The 23,209-nt window shown below is 68.4% G+C and carries 22 protein-coding genes and 1 tRNA gene; 11 read left to right on the top strand and 12 right to left on the bottom strand.

Annotated elements, in window-relative coordinates:
- The first annotated feature begins 10 nt into the window (after positions 1-10).
- Together ACFU7D_RS02560 and ACFU7D_RS02555 are read left to right on the top strand one after the other, a co-directional pair.
- Entirely contained in the window at positions 11-346 is a 336-nt protein-coding gene (locus tag ACFU7D_RS02560; protein WP_091044749.1) for an anti-sigma factor antagonist, read from the top strand.
- Between the two features lie 25 nt (positions 347-371).
- Complete coding sequence (locus tag ACFU7D_RS02555) at positions 372-1,850, top strand: methyltransferase (protein WP_378862900.1); 1,479 nt, start codon at positions 372-374, stop codon at positions 1,848-1,850.
- Here the strand turns inward: ACFU7D_RS02555 and ACFU7D_RS02550 are convergent.
- Positions 1,798-2,553: a hypothetical protein gene (locus ACFU7D_RS02550; protein ID WP_378862897.1), complete on the bottom strand. Its 756-nt coding sequence runs from the start codon at positions 2,551-2,553 to the stop codon at positions 1,798-1,800. The two genes, ACFU7D_RS02555 and ACFU7D_RS02550, sit on opposite strands and share 53 nt — an antisense overlap.
- A gap of 293 nt (positions 2,554-2,846) precedes the next feature.
- Between ACFU7D_RS02550 and topA the strand changes: the two genes are divergently transcribed.
- Positions 2,847-5,540, top strand: coding sequence for a type I DNA topoisomerase (gene topA, locus ACFU7D_RS02545; protein ID WP_378862894.1), 2,694 nt, complete (start codon positions 2,847-2,849; stop codon positions 5,538-5,540).
- Positions 5,541-5,694: 154 nt separating this feature from the next.
- Here the strand turns inward: topA and ACFU7D_RS02540 are convergent, their stop codons facing one another.
- Genes ACFU7D_RS02540 through ACFU7D_RS02510 form a run of 7 tightly spaced genes read right to left on the bottom strand, consistent with a single transcriptional unit; the run spans position 5,695 to position 10,805 of the window.
- Positions 5,695-6,132, bottom strand: coding sequence for an HIT family protein (locus ACFU7D_RS02540; RefSeq protein WP_378862891.1), 438 nt, complete (start codon positions 6,130-6,132; stop codon positions 5,695-5,697).
- 15 nt (positions 6,133-6,147) lie between these two features.
- Complete coding sequence (locus ACFU7D_RS02535) at positions 6,148-7,173, bottom strand: ion channel (RefSeq protein ID WP_378862888.1); 1,026 nt, start codon at positions 7,171-7,173, stop codon at positions 6,148-6,150.
- Positions 7,173-8,744: a polyamine aminopropyltransferase gene (locus ACFU7D_RS02530; RefSeq protein ID WP_378862885.1), complete on the bottom strand. Its 1,572-nt coding sequence runs from the start codon at positions 8,742-8,744 to the stop codon at positions 7,173-7,175. The genes ACFU7D_RS02535 and ACFU7D_RS02530 overlap by 1 nt, the downstream gene beginning before the upstream one ends.
- A complete protein-coding gene (locus ACFU7D_RS02525) occupies positions 8,741-9,163 on the bottom strand; it encodes a DUF350 domain-containing protein (RefSeq protein WP_378728172.1) in 423 nt (140 codons plus the stop codon). Before ACFU7D_RS02525 ends, ACFU7D_RS02530 begins: the two co-directional genes overlap by 4 nt.
- Before the next feature lie 25 nt (positions 9,164-9,188).
- Complete coding sequence (locus ACFU7D_RS02520; protein WP_378728173.1) at positions 9,189-9,680, bottom strand: DUF4247 domain-containing protein; 492 nt, start codon at positions 9,678-9,680, stop codon at positions 9,189-9,191.
- On the bottom strand, positions 9,673-10,191 hold the full coding sequence (locus ACFU7D_RS02515; RefSeq protein ID WP_378862882.1) for a DUF2617 family protein: 519 nt from the start codon (positions 10,189-10,191) through the stop codon (positions 9,673-9,675). Before ACFU7D_RS02515 ends, ACFU7D_RS02520 begins: the two co-directional genes overlap by 8 nt.
- Positions 10,188-10,805 (bottom strand): DUF4178 domain-containing protein, encoded by a 618-nt coding sequence (locus ACFU7D_RS02510; protein WP_378728175.1) that lies wholly within the window; start codon positions 10,803-10,805, stop codon positions 10,188-10,190. Before ACFU7D_RS02510 ends, ACFU7D_RS02515 begins: the two co-directional genes overlap by 4 nt.
- Before the next feature lie 132 nt (positions 10,806-10,937).
- Between ACFU7D_RS02510 and tmk the strand changes: the two genes are divergently transcribed.
- The 4 genes from tmk to ACFU7D_RS02490 all read left to right on the top strand — a co-directional run bounded on the left by tmk (position 10,938) and on the right by ACFU7D_RS02490 (position 15,644).
- The gene (tmk, locus tag ACFU7D_RS02505; RefSeq protein WP_378862879.1) at positions 10,938-11,588 is read left to right on the top strand and encodes a dTMP kinase; all 651 of its coding nucleotides are present in this window, start codon (positions 10,938-10,940) and stop codon (positions 11,586-11,588) included.
- Complete coding sequence (locus ACFU7D_RS02500) at positions 11,585-12,745, top strand: DNA polymerase III subunit delta' (RefSeq protein ID WP_378862876.1); 1,161 nt, start codon at positions 11,585-11,587, stop codon at positions 12,743-12,745. Before tmk ends, ACFU7D_RS02500 begins: the two co-directional genes overlap by 4 nt.
- A complete protein-coding gene (locus ACFU7D_RS02495) occupies positions 12,742-14,262 on the top strand; it encodes an alpha/beta hydrolase (protein ID WP_378862873.1) in 1,521 nt (506 codons plus the stop codon). Before ACFU7D_RS02500 ends, ACFU7D_RS02495 begins: the two co-directional genes overlap by 4 nt.
- Positions 14,263-14,606: 344 nt before the next feature.
- On the top strand, positions 14,607-15,644 hold the full coding sequence (locus ACFU7D_RS02490; RefSeq protein WP_378862870.1) for an excalibur calcium-binding domain-containing protein: 1,038 nt from the start codon (positions 14,607-14,609) through the stop codon (positions 15,642-15,644).
- Between the two features lie 125 nt (positions 15,645-15,769).
- Here ACFU7D_RS02490 and ACFU7D_RS02485 read toward each other — a convergent pair whose 3' ends face one another.
- Entirely contained in the window at positions 15,770-16,696 is a 927-nt protein-coding gene (locus ACFU7D_RS02485) for a LysR family transcriptional regulator (RefSeq protein WP_091044781.1), read from the bottom strand.
- A 300-nt stretch (positions 16,697-16,996) separates the two neighbouring features.
- Between ACFU7D_RS02485 and ACFU7D_RS02480 the strand changes: the two genes are divergently transcribed.
- A tRNA-Thr gene (locus ACFU7D_RS02480) sits at positions 16,997-17,069 on the top strand.
- 267 nt (positions 17,070-17,336) lie between these two features.
- Here the strand turns inward: ACFU7D_RS02480 and ACFU7D_RS02475 are convergent.
- Positions 17,337-17,645, bottom strand: a complete 309-nt coding sequence (locus ACFU7D_RS02475) for a hypothetical protein (protein WP_378862867.1) — start codon at positions 17,643-17,645, stop codon at positions 17,337-17,339.
- A gap of 261 nt (positions 17,646-17,906) precedes the next feature.
- Between ACFU7D_RS02475 and ACFU7D_RS02470 the strand changes: the two genes are divergently transcribed.
- The gene (locus ACFU7D_RS02470; RefSeq protein WP_378862864.1) at positions 17,907-18,137 is read left to right on the top strand and encodes a hypothetical protein; all 231 of its coding nucleotides are present in this window, start codon (positions 17,907-17,909) and stop codon (positions 18,135-18,137) included.
- A gap of 423 nt (positions 18,138-18,560) precedes the next feature.
- On the opposite strand, the gene ACFU7D_RS02465 is transcribed toward ACFU7D_RS02470, so the two are convergent.
- Together ACFU7D_RS02465 and ACFU7D_RS02460 are read right to left on the bottom strand one after the other, a co-directional pair.
- Positions 18,561-18,731 carry a hypothetical protein gene (locus ACFU7D_RS02465; RefSeq protein ID WP_378862861.1) on the bottom strand — a complete coding sequence of 57 codons (171 nt, stop codon included), beginning with the start codon at positions 18,729-18,731 and terminating at the stop codon, positions 18,561-18,563.
- 242 nt (positions 18,732-18,973) lie between these two features.
- Positions 18,974-20,275: an MFS transporter gene (locus tag ACFU7D_RS02460; RefSeq protein ID WP_378862858.1), complete on the bottom strand. Its 1,302-nt coding sequence runs from the start codon at positions 20,273-20,275 to the stop codon at positions 18,974-18,976.
- Between the two features lie 98 nt (positions 20,276-20,373).
- Between ACFU7D_RS02460 and ACFU7D_RS02455 the strand changes: the two genes are divergently transcribed.
- Together ACFU7D_RS02455 and ACFU7D_RS02450 are read left to right on the top strand one after the other, a co-directional pair.
- Entirely contained in the window at positions 20,374-20,979 is a 606-nt protein-coding gene (locus tag ACFU7D_RS02455; RefSeq protein WP_378862855.1) for a TetR/AcrR family transcriptional regulator, read from the top strand.
- 138 nt (positions 20,980-21,117) lie between these two features.
- Positions 21,118-23,169, top strand: a complete 2,052-nt coding sequence (locus ACFU7D_RS02450; protein WP_378862852.1) for a discoidin domain-containing protein — start codon at positions 21,118-21,120, stop codon at positions 23,167-23,169.
- Positions 23,170-23,209: the final 40 nt, after the last annotated feature.

Genomic DNA, 23,209 nt, shown 5'->3' with positions numbered 1-23,209 from the left:
GAACTTCGAAGTGGATCTGACGCTTGCGACTCGCGAGCTCGACTCGGCCACCATCGTGGCCGTGGGCGGCGAGATCGACGTCTATACCGCGCCGAAGCTGAGGGACAAGATCACCGAGCTCGTCGCCCGGGGTCACTACGACATCGTGGTCGACCTCGAAGCCGTGGAGTTCCTCGACTCGACCGGCCTCGGCGTCCTGGTGGGTGGCCTGAAGAAGGTGCGCCAGCACAACGGCATGCTCCGCCTGGTCTGCACGCAGGAGCGGCTGCTCAAGATCTTCCGGATCACCGGTCTCGCCAAGGTCTTCGACATCCACGCCAGCGCCGAGGGCGCGGCAGCAGGCTGACTCGCCCAGGCCATAGGCTCCAGGTGTGAGTGACCTCCCGCACCGGCTCCGTGACGCCCTCCAGCAGGCCGACTTCTCCTACGACTCCGTCGCCGAGCTGCTCGGCCCGATCGCCCACGGCGCGCTGAGTCGCAACGAGACGCTGCCGGGCCGGCGGCGCACTCATGGAGGCTCGCCGCTGGAGACCCTCATCCGGCTCTTCCTGCTGCAGACGACCGTGTCCTTGGACCACGCCGAGGCAGCCCTCCCCGGGCTCGTCGACCGGCTCGCCGTCGAAGGGATCCTGGAGCAGTCGGTCGGAGAGGTCGCGGCCCGCCTCGACGTGCGTCCGTACGCCACCGATGACACCGCCCTCTGGGTCGTCTCCGACCTCACCCCGGGGCTCGACGGCGGCCCGCAGCGCGTCGGCCCCGAGCACGTGCTCGGGATCAGCCCCGCCTCGACCTCCCTGGCGCAGCTGACCATCCGCGACCAGGTCGGCACCGCCCTCGATCTCGGCACCGGCTGCGGCGTCCAGGCCCTCCACCTCGCGACTCACAGCGACCGGGTGGTCGCGACCGACGTCAATCAGCGAGCCCTGTGGATCACCACGTTCAACGCCGCCCTCAACGATGTGGCGGACCGGATCGACGTACGCAACGGGTCGTTCTTCGAGCCCGTCGCCGGTGAGCGCTTCGACCTGATCGCCACCAACCCGCCGTTCGTGATCAGCCCGGCAACCGGCGAGCGCCTCGTCTACCGCGACTCCGGGCTCCCCGGCGACCAAGTGGTCGAGGACATCGTCAAGGCGGCCCCCGGCATGCTCACCGAGGGCGGCTGGTGTCAGATCCTGGGCAACTGGATCATCTCCGAGGACCAGCCCTGGGACGACCGCCTCGAGGGATGGCTCGCGGACGAGGTCGACGCGTTCGTGGTCCAGCGTGAGGTGCTCGACCCCGCGGCGTACGTCGAGCTGTGGCTCAAGGACTCCGGCCACCACGGCGCGCAGGACTACCTGACCCGCTACGACACCTGGCTGTCCTGGTTCGAGGAGCACAAGATCGAGGGGGTCGGGTTCGGCTGGATCAATCTGCACCGCACGGGCACCGGTAACCCGAAGCGTGAGCTCCTCGAGTGGCCCTACGACGTCGAGCAGCCGATCGCCCCGGCGCTCGCGGCGTGGGGCAAGGCAGCCCGCGTCGAGGTCACCGAAGACTCCACGCTGGTGCTCGTCGAGGACGTCCAGCAGGAGACCCTCGGGCAGCCCGGCGCCGAGGACCCCAGCACCGTCATCCTGCGCCAACAGCGTGGCCTGCGCCGCGCGCGCCAGGCGGACACGATCGAGGCAGCTTTCGCGGGTGCGTGCGACGGTGACCTGACCGTCGGTCAGATCCTCGACGCGCTCGCGCAGATCCTCGACCGCGACCCCGCGGTCGTGCGCAGCAGCTATCTGCCGATCGCCCAGGAGCTGGTCAGCGAGGGCTTCCTCCGTCCCGCGCCAGGCACGCCTGGTCCCGCAGCCTGATCAGGCGTCTGCGCACGCTCGAGACCAGCAGGTCCGGGTAGCCCAGCGGCTCGAGGTCGGGAAGGTCGCGCATGCCCCATGGCCGCTGTGTCTGCCACGGCCAGAAGCCACGGAGCGCGGCCGCCAGCTGCTTGCCGTAGGCCGAGGGCATCTTCGTGATGCCCAGCCGCTCCTTGAGCTCGGTCGCGGTGACGAGGCCGCCCGGCCCGGCGAGCCCGTTGGCGCCCAGGACCGTCCAGACGATCCCGGCGGCGACCTGAGCCGGCTTGGTGGGCCGGTCGACGACCAGCGGGTCGATCTCCCACAGCCGCAGCAGCGCCCGCCGCAATGCGTTGCCCACCTCTGCGACCGGGAAGTCGGCCGCGACCTCGTCGAGCAGCGCGGCGACCGCCTCCAGCTGCGTACGTCCCGCCGTATCCTCCACGACCGGCAGGTCCAGGCCGTCCTCGGTCAGCGGCGCGGTCTCCAGCGCGGTGACCGCCTCGTGGCCGCCGCACAGCGCGGCCAGCCAGTCCAGGGCCACCTCGTGGTCGGGTCGTGGCGGCGTATCCGGCTCCGACCAGCGGGGCCGGGTGAGCTCGGCCTCCAGGCGCTCCAGGATCACGTTGGTCCGGGTGAGCAGCTGGGCGCACTCGGAGCAGACGAGATGCTCCGGGGGCGTGGCCAGGCCTTCCATGTAGTCGATGTATTCGGCGTCGATCATCAGCAGAGACCTCTCGAGTTGTGATGGGTCTCGCCGTCCTCGAAAGCCACCTTAGGGACGAGCACCGACAGTTTTCGGACAGGTCCGGATGAGACACCGATTTCACGCTCTCGCCGCAGAGCGTGCTAGGTATTGTCTCCGCGGCGCCCAAGGCAACACGCCATGTTGTCCGAGAGCTCAGTGCCGCATGAACCGCGGTGACTGGACCCATGCCGGCTGTAGACACGCGTTAACGTGTATCGCCAGAGCTTGTCAGTGGTGCCAGGCTCTGCTGCAGTGAGATAAGGACGTCAGTGGCACACAAGTTGGTGATCGTCGAGTCCCCGGCGAAGGCTCAGAAGATCGGCGGATACCTCGGACAGGGGTATGTCGTCGAGGCATCCGTCGGGCACATCCGCGACCTTCCGCAGAGCGCGGCAGACACCCCCGCCAAGATCAAGGACAAGCCGTGGGGACGCTTCGGCGTCGATGTCGACAACGGCTTCACCCCTTACTACGTCGTGCCCAGCGACAAGAAGAAGCAGATCACCAAGCTCAAGTCGCTCCTCAAGGACGCCGACGAGCTCTACCTCGCCACCGATGAGGACCGCGAGGGTGAGGCGATCGCCTGGCACCTTCTCGACGAGCTGAAGCCGAAGAAGGGCATCCCCGTCAAGCGGATGGTCTTCCACGAGATCACCAAGGCCGCGATCCTGGCCGCCGCCGAGAACCCGCGCGAGCTCGACATGGACCTCGTCGAGGCCCAGGAGTCGCGCCGCATCCTCGACCGTCTCTACGGCTACGAGATCTCCCCGGTGCTGTGGAAGAAGGTCATGCCCCGGTTGAGCGCCGGGCGCGTGCAGTCCGTCGCGACAAGGCTCGTCGTCGACCGCGAGCGAGAGCGGATCGCCTTCCGGACCGCCTCCTACTGGGATCTGGCCGGCACCTTCGACGCCGGCTCCGACCACGACCCGCGGATGTTCCCCGCCAAGATCACCTCCGTCGACGGCAACCGCGTCGCCCGCGGCACCGACTTCGGTCCCGACGGCCTGCTGAAGAGCGACAAGGTCGTCCACCTCGACCGCACCCGCGCCGAGTCCCTCGTCGCCGGCCTCGAGGGCCAGACCTACGAGGTCCGCTCGGTCGAGTCCAAGCCCTACAAGCGCAGCCCGTACGCCCCCTTCCGCACCACCACGATGCAGCAGGAGGCCAGTCGCAAGCTCGGGATGAGCGCGTCGACCACGATGTCGGTCGCCCAGCGTCTCTACGAGAACGGCTTCATCACCTACATGCGTACCGACTCCACGACCCTGAGCGGAGACGCCGTCAGCGCGGCCCGCGCTCAGGTCCGGGAGCTCTACGGTGCCGAATACCTGCCCGATGCCCCCCGGACGTACGCCTCCAAGGTCAAGAACGCCCAGGAGGCCCACGAGGCGATCCGCCCCGCCGGTGACTCGTTCCGCACCCCGGCGCAGACCGGTCTGACCGGCGACCAGTTCCGCCTCTACGAGCTCATCTGGATGCGCACCGTCGCCTCCCAGATGAAGGACGCCGTCGGCAACTCGGTCGCGATCCGCCTCGGCGCCACGGCGGCCACGGGCGAGGACGTGGTCTTCTCCGCGACCGGGCGCGTGATCACCTTCCACGGCTTCCTGAAGGCGTACGTCGAGGGCACCGACTCCGCCGACCAGACCTCCGACGACCAGCAGACGAGGCTCCCGAACCTCACCGAGGGCGAGCGGGTGAACGCCGCGAGCCTCACGGCGGACGGCCACGAGACCAAGCCGCCTGCTCGTTACACCGAGGCGACCCTGGTCCGTGAGCTCGAAGAGCGCGAGATCGGCCGTCCGTCGACCTACGCGAGCATCATCCAGACCATCATCAACCGCGGCTACGTCTTCAAGAAGGGCACCGCGCTGGTCCCCGCCTGGGTCGCGTTCTCGGTGGTCCGCCTCCTCGAGGAGCACTTCCCGCGCCAGATCGACTACCGGTTCACGGCGAGCATGGAGGAGACCCTCGACGAGATCGCCAACGGCCGCAAGGACATGACCACCGAGCTCGGGGAGTTCTACTTCGGCTCCGAGCGGGTCAAGGGCATCAAGCCGCTGGTCGACGGTCTCGGCGACATCGACGCTCGTGAGCTGGCGACCTTCCCGGTCGGCGACCCGGAGTCCGGGGTCAACCTCCGCGTCGGTCGCTACGGCCCCTACATCGAGGGCCCCGGCGATGACGGCACCCCGTTTGCGGTGCGTGCCAACGTCCCCGACGACCTTCCGCCTGACGAGCTCACCCTGGAGAAGGCGAAGGAGCTCTTCGCCAACCCGGCCGGCGAGGAGCTGAACCTCGGTGTCCACCCCGACACCGGGCTCACGGTCGTGGCCAAGAGCGGCCGCTTCGGTCCCTATGTCACCGAGCAGCTCCCCGAAGACGCGAAGAAGGGCGCCAAGCCCCGCACCGCGAGCCTGTTCAAGTCGATGTCGTTGCAGACGATCTCGCTCGAGGACGCGGTCAAGCTGCTGACCCTGCCCCGGGTTGTCGGCACCGGCGCCGACGGCGAGGAGATCACCGCTCAGAACGGCCGCTACGGGCCCTACCTGAAGAAGGGCACCGACTCCCGCACGCTGGGCTCCGAGGACCAGCTGCTCACGATCACCCTCGAAGAGGCCGAGCAGATCTACGCCCAGCCGAAGCAGCGCGGCCGGGCCGCCGCCAAGCCGCCGCTCAAGGAGCTCGGCCCCGACCCGGTCTCCGGGCAGCCGATGGTCGTCAAGGACGGTCGCTTCGGTCCCTACGTCACCGACGGTGAATACAACGCCACCCTCCGGGCCGCCGACGACCTGGAGACCCTGACCGCCGAGCGCGCCGCCGAGCTGCTCGCCGACAAGCGCGCCAAGGGCCCGGCGAAGAAGACCACCAAGCGGACGACGAAGAAGACCGCGAAGAAGTCCACGGCGAAGAAGTCGACAGCCAAGAAGACGACCAAGAAGGCCGCGACGAAGAAGTCCTGACCGGGTTGTGAAGCTGAGCGTGGCCTATAGGTCACTCTCAGCTTCACAACCGGCGGCGGCGCAGCCGTGCAGGTGGCAGAACCCCGCCATGGTGGGGTTCTGCCGCTTTCCAGGTCGGAACGGTCGCGCAAATTCCCGCCATGGCGGGAATTTGTCAGCCGAGGGCTCCCCGCAGCTCTCGCGCGAGCCGGTCGCGCTCACCCTCGGGCAGCCACCGGGTCTCGTCGTCGGTGAGGTAGCCGAACACGTTCGGCCCCTTCAGACGAGCCGGCTGATCGGCCATCCGCGGCACCAGGTGGACGTGCAGATGCTCGAAGCCCTCGGCTTCGGAGAACTGCATGACGTACGTCTTCACACACCCGGTCACGTCCCGCAGCGCCGCCGCCAGCGACCCGAGCAGCGTCCCGAGCTCGGCGTGCGCCTCGACGGGCAGCTCGTCGAGCGCGGTGACATGCGGGATCGGCGCGATCACCAGCCAGCCGGCGAGGGTCGAGTTGAAGGCGTGGCCGACCCGCCAGTGCTGCGTGCGGACGATCGACTCGCGTGGAGGCAAGGACGGGAGAGCGCTGTTGTGGCAGTTGAAGCAGTCCATTGCACGACCCACTCGTCAGCCGAGCGACCCGACGACCTCGTCGTAGTCCAGCCGGTCGGCCGCGATGTAGAACAGCCGCGCGCCGGGTGCGACGGGCAGGTCCCACGAGGGGCTGACCTGGATGCCGTCGTCGGCACGGACGGCGAGCAGAGTCGCACCGTGGGATCGGCCGAGCGCGCCCTGCCAGTCGCCCACGCTCACCGTCGCGGCCGAAGCCGGCACGGTGAGCGAGTAGGTGCCCTTGCCGCCGGCGGTGGCGAGCTCCTGGTAGACCTCCGCGATACCGGGGTCGCTGAGCTCCTCGGCGATCAGCTGGGTGTTGTGCCACTGGACGCAGTGGACGGTGGTGTCGACGCGGAAGATGGTGCGCTGCACCCGCAGGTCGCGCAGCGCGACGATGGTGTGCACGGACGGGGCAGCCGCGTTGGCCGCGACGGTGAGCGTGACCGCCTCGTTGTCGTCACGCGCGTCTATCAGCACGCTGTGTGCGCAGGACAGCCCGGCGCGAGCGAGCACGTCGAGATCGGTGATGTCGCCGCGTACGAAATGAAGGCGGTCCTCCCCGGGCAGCGGGTGCTCGGAGAGCTGGTCCTCCCAGGTCGCGAGCACGACCTCGCGGTCGGGCTCGGAGAGCAGCTCGACCAAGATCCGCTCGGTGCGCCCGGCGGTGTAGCCGAGCATCACGATGTGGTTCTGTCCGCTGAAGCTGATCTCTCCACGCATGCGGCGTCCTTTGGCGTTCTCGATGATTGCCGAGATCCGGCTGAACAAGATGGCGAGGGTGGTGATGGAGCCGAAGACGACGTACGCCCCGACGAACCGGCCACCGGTGGTCTCCGGGAAGAGGTCGCCGTAGCCGACCGTGGTCGCGGTGACCAGGAACCACCACCAGTAGTTGGCGGGGCGCACGATGTCGCTCTCCGGCTGGGCCAGAGCCATCGCGATCCAGCCGGTGACGAAGACGAAGCCGATGATCGCGAGCGGGAGCACCCAGGCGTAGTGCCGTGAGGTGCGCCGGACCAGTCGGAGCAGGAAGAACATCAGTAGCCCACCCAGCCCTTGCGGGCGTAGTCCAGGATCGCCGGATCCAGCAGCGTGGTGACCGAGGTCGGCCGCTCGGCGCGGTCGGGCGGGAACGACGCGGCGGCCGCGAGCACGGCGTCGCTGGCGTAGCGGAGTCCGCCCGGCACCTCGTCGTCGAGACCGAGCTCAGGGGCGGAGCCCTCGCGGGAGGCGAGCACGTAGCCCCAGTTCCCGAAGGAAGGTACGTCGGCCTGGTAGGGGGTGGTCCGGTAGCCGGCCTCGGTGAGGGTGTGCCGCACCGACCAGAACGCGTCCGGCGCGAAGAACGGGCTGCCCGACTGCACGACCATCCGTCCGGAGGGGGCGAGCAGCCGCGCGATCATGCTGTAGCTCTCGACGGAGTAGAGCTTGGCCAGCGCGGTCGAGTCGGGGTCGGGGAAGTCGGCGATGACCACGTCGAACGCCGCTCCCGAGTAGTCGCGCACCCAGGAGAACGCGTCGTCGGCGACGTACGTCAGCCGGGGGTCCTCGAGGGACCCCGACGTCAGCGACGAGACCGGATCGAAGGAGCGCGCCAGCGACACGACCGCCGGGTCGAGATCGACCAGCGTCACCGACGAGACGGACTGATAGCGCAGCACCTCCCGCGCCGCGAGCCCGTCGCCGCCACCCAGGATCAGCACCCGCGCATGCGGGCCGTTCATCGCCGGGTGGACGAGCATCTCGTGATACCGGTACTCGTCCAGCGAGGAGAACTGCAGGTCACCGTCGAGGAACAGGCGTACGTCGTCGAACTCAGGCCCCACCGGAGCGCCGCGAGTCACCACGATCTCCTGATAGGCCGAGCGCTCGGAGTGGATGATCGGGTCGCGGTAGAGCGCCTGGCGGGCGTTGAGCTCGAAGGAGTCGGCCGTCACCGCGGTCAGGCCGAGGGCGACCGCGAGCGCGCCACAGATCGCCGTGACCGTCCCGCGCTGCCGGCGTGAGCCGGCCAGCGCGACGCCGACCGTCCAGGCGGCGAGGACGTTCAGGGCAGCTGTTGCGACCGTCCCCACCAGCAGCCCCAGGGTCGGCAGCAGCACGAACGGGAACGCCAGCCCGCCGATGAGCGCCCCGACGTAGTCGACCGCGTTGATGTCGGCGACCGCGAGCGAGGCCTGCTGCCTCCGCAGCCGCTGCAGCAGCTCCATCAGCAGCGGGATCTCGGCGCCCACCAGCGCACCGATCAGGAACGTCACCAGCAGCATCATCGGGGTGTAGAGGTGCAGCCACGCGAACGCCGCGTAGAGCGCCGGCACCGAGGCGCCGCCGACCGCGGCGAGCGCGATCTCCACACCCACGAACGAGCGCAGCGGCCGCGCCGTCAGCGGCTTGGCAAGCACGGCGCCGATGCCCATCGCGAACATCGAGACCGCGATCACCAGTGACGTCTGCGCGATCGAGTTGCCGAGCAGATAGCTCCCCAGCGTCACCAGCGCGAGCTCGTACACCAGGCCGCACGCCGCGCAGACGAACACCGCCGCGAGGACGAGCAGCCGCGCCGCCCGTCCCTCGGGCAGCGCGGACAACGAGGGGAGGGTCAGGCTCACGTGATCGAGGCCGCCACGATCACGCCGACGGCGAGCTGCACCGCGACGGTGACCCAGATCGCCGGGTCGTCCTTGTCGTCGGTCATCAGCTCACCGAGCCGGCCCGGGGTGAGCAGGTCGAGGATCACGAACGCGAACGCGAGCAGGGCGATCCCGATGAGGCCGTACGCAGCGGTCTCGGCGAGCCCCTGGAGCGTGTCCTCCTCCGCGGTGTAGATCGAGGTGGCCACGATCGTCGCGATCGCGACGACCGAGGAGCCGAGCAGCAGCGCCGGGTCGCGCCGGTGCTCCACGAAGATCAGCTGCCCCAGCCGGCCGGGCGTGAGTAGGTCGATCACATAGAAGCCGATCACCAGCAGAACCAGCCCGAGGGCGGCGAAGGCAACGGTGGACAGCAGTCCGCTCACAAGGTCAGTCATCGGTTCATCTCCAGTCTGGGGGTGGTCACTTGCCGAATCCGCTGCCGCCGCCGCGGAAGGAATCACCGCTGCTGCCGCCACCGCTGTTGCGGCCGTAGAAGCTGTTCCAGCCCCACAGTCCGATCACCGTTGCGTGGCTGCGGTAGCCGCGGTCGTACTCGTAGAGCGTGATCGTCGAGCCCGAGGGCGTACGCGGCTCCACGACGACCAGCCAGTCGTCGTCGTAGCGCAGGTAGTGGCTCGATCCCTCGGCCCGGTTCTCGTCGGCGTCGGTGTCGCTCGCGATCTTGTTGGCGACCGAGCTCACCGTGCCGTCGTCCTCGAAGACGATCCCGGCATCGCTGTCGGGGTCGGAGCCGCTGACGTGGTCGAAGTTCTTGCGCAAGTATTTCTCGGGGCTGTTCCCGTCGCCGGACACGGCGATGACGATGATGACGACGAGCGCGACGCACGCCGCGACGATCGCCCAGCCGATCAGCTTGCGGTTCGAGCCCCCGGAGCCGGTGGGTTCAGACACTTGTGACCTCCTCGGGCCGGTAGCTGGTGGTGGTGGCGACGATCTCGCCGGTCTGTGGGTAGGTGTGCCAGGTGTTCCAGGTGATCTGCCCGGCCGCGTCGTCCGACCGGTCCAGGGCCAGCGCGGTCACCGCGTGCGGGTCGCCCGGGAAGTGCGCGACGACGGCATCCGTACGCCCGCCCAACCGCTCCACGAGGCGCGATGCCCGCGCGGCCAGCTCCTCGGGTCCCACCTCGTCCACGTGCGAGGCGAGGCGGTAGCCGCCCGTCGTGTGCGCCTCGGGTAGGGGCGCGGCCTCGGCGATCCCGCACGCGATCGTCTCGTGCAGGAGCGGGTGGCCGTGGCGGCGTACGACGACCTGGTGGCTGGCGCCCAGGACGCTCAGCGTCACCGTGAGACCGGTGCCGAGATCGACGGTCCGGGAGGCCAGCGGGGTGCAGGGGATCGGGGTGAGGGTCCAGCGCAGGGTGTCACCACGTACGTCCGCGAACGGGACGTCGAGAAGCGTCACGCGTCGTCCAGCGTGGCGGGCCGGTCGGAGGAGGGGTAGACGGTCAGCTCGAACGGCTGCAGCACCTCGCCGAGGGAGGGCTCCCAGTTGCTGCCCCACTTCTCGAAGCCGAGCAGCTTGCCGTCGACCGACTTGTAGTCGGCGTACTCGGCCGTGCCCGACGGCGCGGTGCCGGTCGCGCCGGTGGCGGTGAAGGCGGCGGCGCCCTTCTCCTGGAGGCGGTAGGCGACGCCGCCGACGATGATGTCGCGGTCACCGACGGTGCCCTGCTCGATGTCGCCGAGCGGGATCGCGTGCCACAGCGAGACCTCGAAGCTCTCGTCGTCCTCGATCGAGAGCCACTTCTTGCCCTCGGCGTCGTCGAGCATGTGCTCGGTCCAGCGGTAGCCGTGCTCGTCGAAGTCGATCCGCCCGCGGACGAACCAGTTGTGGCCCAGGTACTCGATGACGTCGCCGTTGCGCACCTGGCGCAGCTGGTCGGAGGCGTGCTTGTGCTGGTCGCCGATGAAGTCGTCGGGTTCCTTCTGCGCCGTCGGCTGCTGCCGGCTCTTCCAGAGCAGGTAGCCCGCGACCGCGAGGGCGGCCAGCAGCAGGACGATCAGGACGTAGATCACCGGGGGAACTCCTTGGGTCAGCGTGAGGTCGAGCCGAACCTTAACCTGTGGAGTGTCGTTCGGCAGCCGCAATCACCACTGCTGCGGGCGGCGTGCTCAGGGGTTGTCGGTCCTACCCCGTAGGTTTGGCTCGTGAGGTTTCCGGGTGTCTACGCAGAGCGCGGTGTCTTCGTCTGTTTCGAGGGCGGCGAGGGGTCGGGCAAGTCGACCCAGTCGCGCCTGCTCCACGAGGCCCTGACCGCCCGCGGCCACCGGGTCCTGCTGACCTTCGAGCCGGGCGACACGGCCGTCGGCAAGGACGTACGCCGCATCGTGCTGTCCCCGGAGACCGGTGATCTCGACGACCGGACCGAGGCGCTCCTGTTCGCCGCCGACAAGGCCGAGCACATCGAGTCGATGGTCCGCCCGGCGCTGGAGCGGGGCGAGGTGGTCATCACCGACCGCTATGTCGACTCGATGCTGGCCTACCAGGGCGCCGGCCGGGTGCTGGACGCCGCGCAGCTCGAGGAGGTCGCGCGCTGGGCGACCGCCGACCTGCGGCCCCACCTGACCGTGCTGCTCGACCTGGACCCGACGGCCGGCTTCACCCGGTTCGCCGAGCGTGACCGGATGGAGCAGGAGTCGGTCGAGTTCCATCAGCGGGTGCGGTCGGCATTCGTCGCGCTCGCGTCGCGCAACCCCGAGCACTACCTGGTGCTGGACGCGCGTGCGCCGGTCGAGGAGATCCACGCGGCGGTGCTCGCGCACCTCGAGCCGTTGCTCGCCCAGGCGGTGACGGCATGAACCTCGCCACCGCCTCGGTCTGGGACAACCTGGTCGGCCAGCGCCACATCATCTCCACGCTGCGGACCGCGGCCTCGGGGCACGGCATGACCCAGAGCTGGCTCTTCACGGGTCCTCCCGGCTCGGGTCGGTCCAACGCCGCGATCGCCTTCGCCGCGGCCCTCCAGTGCCCCAACGGTGGCTGCGGGCAGTGCCACGAGTGCCACACCGTGCTCGCCGGAAGCCATGCCGACGTCAACCTGGTCCGCACCGAGAAGCTGACCCTCGGGGTCGACGAGATCCGCGACCTCGTCCGCCAGGCTGCCCTCACCCCCGCCGGACGCCGCTGGCAGATCCTGATCATCGAGGACGCAGACCGGCTCACCGAGCAGGCCAACAACGCGCTGCTCAAGGCGGTCGAGGAGCCCGGCGCCCGCACGGTATGGATGCTCTGCGCGCCGACGGTCGAGGACGTCCTCCCGACCATCCGGTCCCGGTGCCGGCTGGTCACGCTGACCACCCCGACAGTGCCCGACGTGACCGCCTTCCTCCAGCGCACGCTCGGTGTCGACGAGGCGCGCGCCGCCTATGCGGCGCGGGCGAGCCAGAGCCACATCGGCCGGGCCAAGGCGCTGGCCCGCGACGACGACACCCGGCGCCGGCGCGAGCAGGTGGTGGCCTACCCGGCTCGGCTGACCACCCTCGCCGACGCCCTCCGGGCCGCCGGCGAGCTCGCCGCGGTCTCGAAGGAGGAGGCCGACGCGGTCACCGCCGACCTCGACGCCCGGGAGAAGGCCGACCTCGACACCGGCTACGGCGTGGTCGAGCGAGGCCGCCGACCGCGTGAATACGGTCCGGCGCTGTCCGCGCTCGAGAAGGACCAGAAGCGCCGCGCCACCCGCCGCCACCGCGACGTGATCGACCGCGGGCTGATGGACCTGGTCTCGGTCTACCGCGACGCGATCACGATGGCCGCCGGCGCTCCGGTGGCCCTGGTCAACGAGGAGCACCGGCGCGAGATCGAGCAGCTCGTCGCAGCCTCGACCCCCGAGCTCAACCTTCAGCGGATCGGAGCGATCTTCGAAGCCCGTGAGCAGTTGCTGGAGTTCAACGTGCAGCCCCAGTTGGTGCTGGAGGCGATGATGGTGGCGCTGTTGCCGCCCGGAGGAGACCAGTGAAACTCAACGCAGTGACCGGCGCCGTCGCGCTGACCGCTCTGACCGTGATCACCGCAGGCTGTGGTGCCGGCGGCGGCACCCCCGACGCCGACCAGGTGAGCCCGAGCGCGGAGGCGACCGCGGCCCCGACCGAGGGGCTGCAGACCTTCTACAGCCAGAAGCTCGACTGGGAGGACTGCAACGGCGCCTTCGAGTGCGCGACCCTCGAGGTCCCGCTCGACTACTCCGACCCCACCGGTCGCACCATCGAGGTCTCGGTCATCAAGGACCCGGCCAACGAGAAGAAGATCGGCTCGCTGGCCATCAACCCGGGTGGCCCGGGCGGGTCGGGCATCGAATACGCGCTCTACAACAACCAGTCCTTCAGCTCCACCGTCCGCGACTCCTACGACATCGTCGGGTTCGACCCGCGCGGGGTCGGGCAGAGCACTCCGGTCGACTGTCTCGAGGACGACGCTCTGGACGCCTACGTCGCGGTCGACCCCGACCCCGACACCCCCGCCGAGACGCAGGCCTACGTCGACACCGGCGTCCAGATGGCCAACGGCTGCGCGGGCCAGAAGGACGGCATCTCCGCCCACGTCAGCACCGTCGAGGCGGCCCGGGACATGGACGTACTGCGGGCTGCGCTCGGTGAGGACCAGCTCGACTACTTCGGCGCCTCCTACGGCACCCAGCTCGGCTCGACCTACGCCGAGCTCTACCCCGACCGGGTCGGTCGGTTCGTGCTCGACGGCGCGATCGAGCCCGGGCTGAGCGTCCTCGACGCCAACCTGGCCCAGGCGAAGGGCTTCGAGGTCGCACTCCGCTCCTACGTCGAGAACTGCGTCGACGCGGGCAGCTGCTTCCTCGGTGACACCGTCGACGAGGGCGTCGAGAGCGTCCAGAAGCTGATGGCCGACATCGATGCCGAGCCGCTGCCCGCCGGCGACCGTGAGCTGACCGCCGGCAACGCCCTCTACGGCCTGATCACCCCGCTCTACGTCGAGTCCTACTGGCCCTACCTCACCGACGCCCTCCAGGCGGCGCTGAAGGGCGACGGCACCCAGCTGATGAGCCTCTCGGACAACTACGCGGGCCGTGACCCCGAGGGTGGCTACATCAACAACACGATGGAGGCCAACTGGGCGATCAACTGTCTCGACGACTCCTCCGGGCTCAGTCCGGAGGAGGTGCGCGAGCAGCTGCCCGCCTTCGAGAAGGCCGCTCCCACCTTCGGTGCCGCCCTGGCCTGGATGCTCAACGGCTGCGCCGCGGAGAAGTTCAAGGCCACCGAGCCCGAGCCCGAGATCGACGCGGAGGGCTCCAACCCGATCGTCGTCGTCGGCACCACCCGCGACCCGGCGACTCCCTACGAGTGGGCCGAAGCCCTCGCCAAGGCGCTGGACAACGGCGTACTCGTCTCCCGCGACGGAGACGGCCACACCGGCTACATGCAGGGCAACGGCTGCGTCGACGACGCCATCGATGACTACCTGGTCGATGGCAAGGTCCCCGACGACGGACTGGAGTGCTGACGCCGAGACGTCACTGACGTCGACCGAGTGGGCACTTGCACGGACATCTCGGTCGACGTAGTTGAACTCTCACATATACCCGATGTGGGTTAGTTAACCGCGGAGCCCGACCCGCGGATCGCTCCGCCTCAGAGGATCACTTCTCGGAAATTTAACTTCGAGAAGAAGGGTCACGACAAGTGATCATCAGTCGGCGAATCCGTTCAATGACGAGGGCCTTCGCTGCCACCGCGGTCGCCTCCCTGGCCGTCGCGGTCGCGCCTGTGATCGGTAGTCAGCCAGCGCACGCTGACACCGTCCCACTGTCATACATCGGTGGCTCCGCCACCCTTACCGTCAACAACGTGACGAAGGCCCAGAACTGTGACCTCTACGGGGTCAAGGGCACGAACATCCCGGTCGCTGTGGATGTCTCGTTCGGCGAGAACTACAGCGACGAGTTCACCAACCCGACCGTGAGCTGGGAGGTCGCCGTCTTCGACTCCGATGGAGACGACGTGACCAACTACATCGAGGGTTTCGATTTCCCCGAGGGATCGGCTGATGGCGACCTCTGCTCCTTGCTTCCGGTCGGAAGCTATCGCGCGGTCGCCTACGTCTTCACCTCGGACGCGGAGGGTACGTGGACCGACTCGGCAGAGGTCACCGATGCGTTCACCATCCGGGCCGCCCATAGCTACACCCTCTCGGCCAGCCGGTCGGGTACGACGATCAAGTCGCAGGTGAAGGACTACGGCAAGGCTGTCGTCGGCAAGTCGGTCGCGATCCAGCGGAAATCCGGCACCACCTGGAAGACGGTGGCGCACCGTACGACCAGCTCAACCGGCTGGGTCTCCACGGTCGGCACGCGCGGTGCGACGTACAGGTTCACCTACGGGGGCAAGTACAGCGCTGCCGTGTCCGTCCCGAAGCTCGCCAGCTCCGTCGTCAAGGTGTCCGTGAGCAAGTACGGATCGAAGTCGTATCGCGTCGTCGGCAAGCTGACCGCGGGCGGCAAGGCGCTCAAGGGCAAGCGGATCTACCTGCAGAAGAACAGCGGCGGCTGGGGCAACGTGACGTCTTGCGTGACGAACAAGTACGGGAAGTGTGCGGTCATCACGGCCCCGGCGGCCAGTCGCTACTACCGCTGGAAGTTCAGCGGGGACTCCATCCGGAAGGCCGATGTGTCCGCGTCGTTCTACCTGAAGAAGCGCGGCTCGTCCGGCAGCACCAGCTCGAGTCTGGACTACACCTACGCCAACGGTGAGAAGGTCTACACCGCCACCTCGGCCAACGACCGCGACTGCGGGGAGATCCCGGCCAGCAAGAAGCCGGTCCGGATCAACAACAGCTCGGACCCGTGGCGCCTCGACCGCGACAACGACGGCTACGGCTGCGAGTGACCTGAGGCCTTCGTCAAGGCATGCAGGTCAGGGCTCACATCCCCAGCGGAACTCCGCACGGGATGTGAGCTTTCGCCTACATACCCTTCGACAAGCTCAGGACACCGCCTTGACGAAGGAACGGGCTAACGCCGGTGGACCGGGTCTGCGATGGCCTGGATCCGCTTGGTGGCCAGCTCGATCATCAGCGTGGCGGCGGGGGAGAGGGTGGCGTCGGTGCGGTGGACGACGGCGAACGTGTCGTACGTCCGGGGCCGCAATGACACCCAGCCGGCCTTCGGTGCCAGCCGAGGGAGCAGCTGCTCGGCTGCTCCCTTGGCGATGACGCTGTCGGCGTACCCCATCCCGACCAGCTCGACGGCCGTCTCGATGTCCTCGACCTCGATCCGGCTGGGTGGGTTGCGCCCGGTCTCGTGGAGCAGGTTGCGGATGGTGACCCGGGTGGGGTCTTCGGAGCTCCAGCTCGTGTCGGACATGACCAGTGAGGCCAGCGAGAGTCGGTGGGCGGTGACCGGTGTGGCCAGGTGGGCCGGGTCGGCCGAGATGTAGACGAGCTCGTCGCGAGCAACCGGCGTGACCTTCAGGCCCGGACCGGAGACGCTGCCGACCAGCAGCATCGCCGCCTCGAGCCGTCCGCGGCGCAGGTCGTCCTGGACCTCAGTGGAGTTCTGCCCGATCAGCTCGACGCGTACGCCCGGGTATCGGTCGAGCACATCGGCCACCAGCCCGGCCCCGCCGTAGAGCCGAGCGATCCCGAACATCCCGAACCGGATCGTTCCGGTCTCGAACTGCTTCACCGCCTGCACGGCCTTGCGCGCGTCCTCGGCGGCCGCGACCGTACGCTCCGCGTGCGGCCTCAGCTCGTCGGCCACCCCGGTCGGCACCACACCGCGTCCGACGCGGCGGAAGAGCTGGACCCCGAGCGTACGCTCCAGGCTCCGGACCTGCTCCGAGATCGACGGCTGCGCATACCCGAGCTCCTCGGCCGCCGCGGTCAGCGAGCCATGCTCGTAGACCGCGAGGAACACGCGGAGCTGGTGCAGCGACAACATAGCGACATCCTATGACTTTCCAAGGAAAGATCGTCTACCTCTATGAATCGCCGGCGGTCATCATTGAATCACCACCGCTGCGTCCGCAGTCGGTGGTTGATCCATGTTCATAGGGGAGTAGAGCAGTAATGAAGCACGGCGTACGCCGCTTGGGCCGCCTCATCGGCAAGGGCAAGCCCACCCGCATCACCATCGACGAGCACGTCGAAGCGCACCGTTTTAGTGTCGAGCGCGCAGTCTCGGTACACTCGTCCGGTCCGCTCAGCCAGAGCCGCTTCATGCGGTAACGGATGACGGTACGCCGCCTTAGCTCAGTCGGTAGAGCGTCTCACTCGTAATGAGAAGGTCGTCGGTTCGATTCCGACAGGCGGCTCCGCCAGAAACCCGGTCCTGAACAGCCACAACACGGCTGCGAGGGCCGGGTTCGTTGTTTGTCATTCGCCCTCACCGGCCGCGTGTGGCCCCCGGTGGCCCCCGGACCCTCCTCAGAGCCCGTTCCGGACCCCTTCTTGCGGCCCTTCTTGGGGCGTGGCTTCCGCTCCTCGTTGAGCCGGTCGAGCCCGTACTCATGGGTGCCGTTGCCGGAAGAGGCAGCGCGAGGGATAGATCGAGTCGTCCGGACCGTGTGATCCAGACTCGGTCAGTGTTCCGGCTCCCAGCGAAGGAACACCCAGTGCTCGCCGGGCAGCAGATCGCGGGTCGCGTGAGGGATTGCCTGGAACCGGACGGACACCTCGGGCGGGAAGTCAGCGATGCAGTAGGTCTCCGCCAGGGAAACGCACTCTGTTTGCACCTCGCCAACGTCGCCTTCGTACAGGAAGCGGCCCTTGATCGTGCCTTGCTCTGAGGCGCCTTGGTGCTGCACGGCGACGCCACGGAGATCGGCAGTGACCTGCTCCCAGAGGGCGCGCATCATCGACAGCATCACGTCTGACCGCATGTTCGTCACGGGGTCGAGTATCGCCTCTTCTCAGGCGACCTGAGTCAGAAGGTCAGCTGCCCTGGTTTCGTAAGAACTTTCTCTACTGACTCAAGGCGGCCTCCGGCCGCGAGCGCGGCCTCCGGGGGCGTGCGGCCTGGCGGCCGGTCCCCCTACGTGCCGCGCGAATGAAGAAGAGCGCCCAGTCCGTAGACCAAGCGCTCACTCTCCAGACGCAGCAGCTCGAAACTCTCAGCCGCGACCAGCTCTCATGCCGATACCCTGCCGCCCGTGGCCACCGCCCTCGACGAGATCGTCAACTCCCTCCCGATCGTCCTCCCCATCGTCGCTCTCGTCGGGCTCGTCTTCGTCGCCTGGCTCATGTGGCACTACTGGCGCGAGGCCGAGGCGATGGACCGCGCTCGCATGGTGTGCGTCGTCGCATTCGTCATCTTCCTCATCCTCTACTGGGGTCTCGAGACACTCGACAGGCTCGGGATCTCGCTTCCACCACCGCCGTGACCGAGTTCTTTGGCTGATGACGAGGGCGGGGGCAGCCGTAGCGGCGTACGCTCTCCAGCCCTCGACGAGTCGACCAGGCGCAGGCCTTCGTACGTCAGGGGCAAGCCCCCGAACCCCCGCCAAGGGGGCCAGGTGCCGGAATGGGTGACGATCCGCCCCCGCGATACAGGCTAGAAATGTGATCCAGATACGCGCCCCCCGGGCGCCCCCCGCCATCGAAATTTGGGTTTGGGTATGCAACGCATGCACTCGGCTCCTACGCGGCACGAACTTGGCGGACGAGGCCCGACACGCCCTCGTAATGAGAAGGTCGTCGGTTCGATTCCGACAGGCGGCTCCGCCAGAACCCCCGTCCGACTAGCCAGAACACGGCAGGTACGGCGGGGGTTCTTCGTTGTCGTCGCCGCGATGGCCGACGCTCCGTCAGCTCGCTCCCCGCCATCCGCTCGCCTCGCCGAACGGCAGCACGAGCACGTCGTCGTATGCCTCGTCGTCCAGATCACAGGGAGTCATCGGCAGCTCCGCCAGGTCCGGCAGAGGCGAGGTGGGATCGTCGGGCAGTCCCGCCGGATGGTCGGCAACGAGCTCTCTCATGACTGCTCTCATACCCCGCCCGGCTCGTTCTAAACCGATCCCGGGAACTTTCTCGAACGCGGCTGTCGGCCGTGGTCTCAGCTGCCCTCGGAGGGTGGGGCTGAGAACATTTGTTACCAGATATCGATGTTTGGCGGGCGTCGATGCGGGAAGGCTGCTATCTCTTCCGTGTGCGGTCCGGGCGTCCACGCTGCTGGAGTACCCCCCACTCGGCATCGAGGGCGTCCGGGGCCGCACGCCAATCAGGCGCGATCCGCGGACACGGTCTCGAGCGCCGGCTCGGTGTGAGGCCCGGCCCACCAGACGAGGGTGGTGACCACGCCGATCACGAGCAGTGCGCTGGTCAGCCAGAACGGATAGGTGCGGTCGATCCCCGAGAGCCAGCCGGAGATCCAGCCGAACGGGGCGGCGGCGAGCATCACCGCGGTGCGCTGCAGCGCCATCACGCGTGAGCGCTCGGCCTCGTCGACGTGGAAGGCGACGAGCGACTCCGAGAGCATGAAGAGCATCCCGGCGCCGAAGCTGTCGAGGAGGAGGCACACCCCGAGAAGGGCGTACGTCATCAGGTCGGCGTCGCCCTCGGAGGCCGGGATCGCGACGAGCGCCAGCTGGCCGGCCAGATAGATGCCGAAGCCCCACAGGGTCGCCTGCTTGAGGTCGTGGCCCGAGGTCAGCCGGCGGATCAGGGTGAAGAGGAAGAGCACCGACAGCAGCGAGCGCACCATCGGGAAGAACGGCAGCAGCGGGTCGGGCACGTGCAGGCGATGGCTCACCAGGACCTGCCAGAAGGTGCCGTTGACGAGGGTGACCGCCGCGACGACGGCGGCGATGGCCAGCGCGAGCAGTGAGCCGCGGGAGCGGCCCAGCAGCCGCGCGGCGCCGCGGTAGCCGGCGAAGAGCCGCCAGAGGCTCTCGTGCCGGGTCTCCGCCATCCGGATCCGCCCCTGGCGGGTCTCGGTGGAGGCGGCGTACAGCAGGATGATCTTGGCCAGCATCACGACAGCGGCGTTGATGAAGAGCACCCGCACCGCGGGCTCCAGGCCGAACTGCGCGACCATGAAGGCGGCGATCGGGGCGAAGAGCGCCGAGCAGTCGGCGGCGACCCGCACCAGGGAGTAGATGCCGGTGAGCTGGTCGCGCTCCGCGTCCTCGACCATCAGGCAGTCCCAGGCGTTCGCGGTCACCTGCAGCGCGCCGTTGAGCAGCGACGCGGCGAGGAAGGCCCAGAAGTCCTGTGCGAATGCCCAGATCAGACACGGGATCACGAACGCGATCACGTCGAAGACTGCGTTCGTCAGCCGGCGCCCCATCCGGTCGGTGATGATGCCGCCGGCGAGTCCGAAGAAGACCTGGGAGATCATCCCGGCCGTCGCGAGCAGGCCGATCTGCGCGTCGTGCAGCCCGAGGGTGAGCATGAAGACGGAGAGGTACGGCAGCACCAGCGCCATCGACAGACCCCACATCGGCTCGGTCCACACGCAGGCGCGCGGGTTGCCGCGGAGATGGATCAGGGTGTGCCACAGGGAGCCGGGGGAGGATGCCACCGGGTCAGTGAACCAGGTGCGACGTCACGCCGAAAAACGTTTTCGCCGGGAAGGGTATGGTGTCGGGGGCGTCTGACTTGGACGTTAGTCTTGGTCGCATGGCGAGGGTATCGGCGGATGAGCGGCGACGGTTGCTGGTGCAGGCTGCGATCCGGGTGATGGCGCGTGATGGGGTGGCGCAGGCGACGACGCGGTCGATCGTGGCCGAGGCGGACATGTCGCTCGGCACCTTCCACTACTGCTTCCGCTCCAAGGAGGAGCTGCTGGAGCAGGTGATCACCACCATCACGAGCCACACGCTGGCGCCGGCGCTCGAGGTCATCGAGAGCTCGGGGACGCTGGAGGAGAAGCTGCGGGGCGGGCTGGCCTCCTACTGGCAGCACGTGCTGGACAACCCCGACGAGCACCGGCTGACGTACGAGCTGACGCAGTACGCGACGCGCAACCCGGCGTTGGCGGAGTTCGCGCGGAAGCAGTACCGCTCCTATCTGGACGCGCACACCGAGGTGATCGAGGCCCTGGGGGCGAGCGCCGGGGTGACCTGGACGGTGGACGAGGCGGTACTGGCGCGCTACGTGACCGCGATCGTGGACGGGCTGACCCTGCTCTATCTGAACGAGGGCGATACCGAGATGGCGGGGGCTGCGATCGAGCTGGCGGCTGCCCAGATCCTCGCGCTCGCCGGTACGTCGCCAACGGCCTGAGCGCTCGCACCTGCATCCCAGCCAGATTCAGGACGAACGTCCTGGACATTTGTACAAGTCTGTTGTCCGAACTCGTTGACCGGGACGCTTGACCTACTTAGGGTGTGAACGACTTCACACTGCTGTCTGGGAGGGCGCATGCAGAGAATCAGTCGTATCTCGTGGTTTGTCGCGGTCATCGTGGCCGCACTGTCCAGTTCGCTCTGGCTCACGGGCGCTTCGGCCGCCCCGCCGGCGGAGAGCAACTGGTGGGACCCGCCGAACCGGCCGGCTGCCGACTCGGAGATCAACGTCACCGGCGAACCGTTCCGCGGGACCGCGCCGAACGGCGACGTACGCGGCTTCGCGGACATCCACAACCATCTGATGACCAACGAGGGGTTCGGTGGCCGGATGATCTGTGGGAAGCCGTTCGACGAGGCCGGGATCGAGGAGGCGTTGAAGGACTGTCCGGAGCACTACCCGGACGGCGCCGGAGCGCTGTTCGAGAACCTCACGTCCGACCCGGACTGGCGCCACGACCCGGTCGGCTGGCCGACGTTCAAGGAGTGGCCGCGACACAACTCGCTGTCCCACCAGCAGAACTACTACGCGTGGCTCGAGCGCGCGTGGCGGGCCGGGCAGCGGGTGCTGGTCACCGACCTGACCAGCAACGGCCTGATCTGCTCGATCCTGCCGCGAGACCGCGGCTGCGACGAGATGGAGTCGATCCGGCTGCAGGCCGAGAAGACCTATGACATGCAGGACTACATCGACAAGGTCTACGGCGGCGAGGGCAAGGGCTTCTTCCGGATCGTCACCACGCCCGAGCAGGCGCGCACGGTGATCGAGAGCGGTCGGCTCGCGGTCGTGCTCGGCGTCGAGACCTCCGAGCCGTTCGGCTGCAAGCAGGTCCTCGACGTCGCCCAGTGCTCCAAGGCCGACATCGACCGCGGGCTCGACGAGCTGCACGGTCTCGGCGTAAGCAGCATGTTCCTGTGCCACAAGTTCGACAACGCCCTGTGCGGCGTACGTTTCGACCCGGGCACCCTGGGCACGATCATCAACGTCGGCCAGTTCCTCTCCACCGGCACGTTCTGGCAGACCCAGCAGTGCCCCGGCCCCGAGCACGACAACCCGATCAACGGCGCGTCGGTGCCGAAGATCGAGGAGAAGCTGCCGGCGGGCGTCGAGGTGCCGTCCTATCCCGACGGGGCGCAGTGCAACGTACGCGGCCTGACCAGGCTGGGAGAGTACGCCCTGAAGGGCATGATGCGGCGCAACATGATGGTCGAGCTCGACCACATGAGCACGAAGGCCACCGGTCGCACGCTGGAGATCCTGGAGTCCGTCGACTACCCCGGCGCGCTGTCCAGCCACAGCTGGATGGACCTCGGCTGGAGCGAGCGGGTCTACCGCCTGGGCGGCTTCATCGGGAGCTACGACAGCGCGAGCAAGGGCTTCGTCGCGGAGACCGACCGCAGCCGGCCGCTCCGGGAGAAGTACGACGTCGGGCTGGGTTTCGGCTCGGACATGAACGGTGTCGGCGGCTGGCCGGCGCCGCGCGGCGAGGACGCGCCGGACAAGGTGGTCTACCCCTATCGCACCGTCGACGGCGGATCGCTGGTCGACCGCCAGGTCACGGGCGAGCGGGTGTGGGACGTCAACGTCGACGGCGGCGCGCACTACGGCCTGATCCCGGACTGGATCGAGGACATCCGGCGGGTCGGCGGCGAGAAGACGGTCAAGGAGATGTTCCGCGGCGCCCAGTCCTATCTGGACACCTGGGGCGCCACGACCTCCTACGTCGATCCGACCGACCTCGCCGCGGGGTCACGAGCGAGCGCCAGCAGCGTGGAGTGGCACCCGTGGACCAGCTATGCCGCGGGCCAGGCCATCGACGGTGACACCAGCACGCGCTGGGCGAGCAACTGGAGCGATGACCAGTGGCTGCAGCTGGACCTGCGGTCGACGCAGACGGTCGGCCGAGTGGTGCTCGAGTGGGAGCGGGCGTACGCCTCGGCGTACCGCATCGAGGTGTCCACCGACGGCAGCACCTGGCGCCAGGTCTGGAGCACCGATGCCGGCAACGGCACCATCGACACCGCGCAGTTCACGCCGACGTCGGCGCGCTACGTGCGGGTCCATGGGGTGCGGCGCGCGACCAGCTACGGCTATTCGGTGAGGGAGGTCGCCGTCTACGCTCGCTGATCACGCGCCTCGGCGCCGGGTCGACCAAAGGGTCGAACCC

The organism is Nocardioides sp. NPDC057577, from assembly GCF_042801335.1.
GTDB lineage: Bacteria > Actinomycetota > Actinomycetes > Propionibacteriales > Nocardioidaceae > Nocardioides.
Note: the sequence above shows the minus strand (reverse complement) of the source record. Positions and strands in the feature narration are given on the sequence as shown.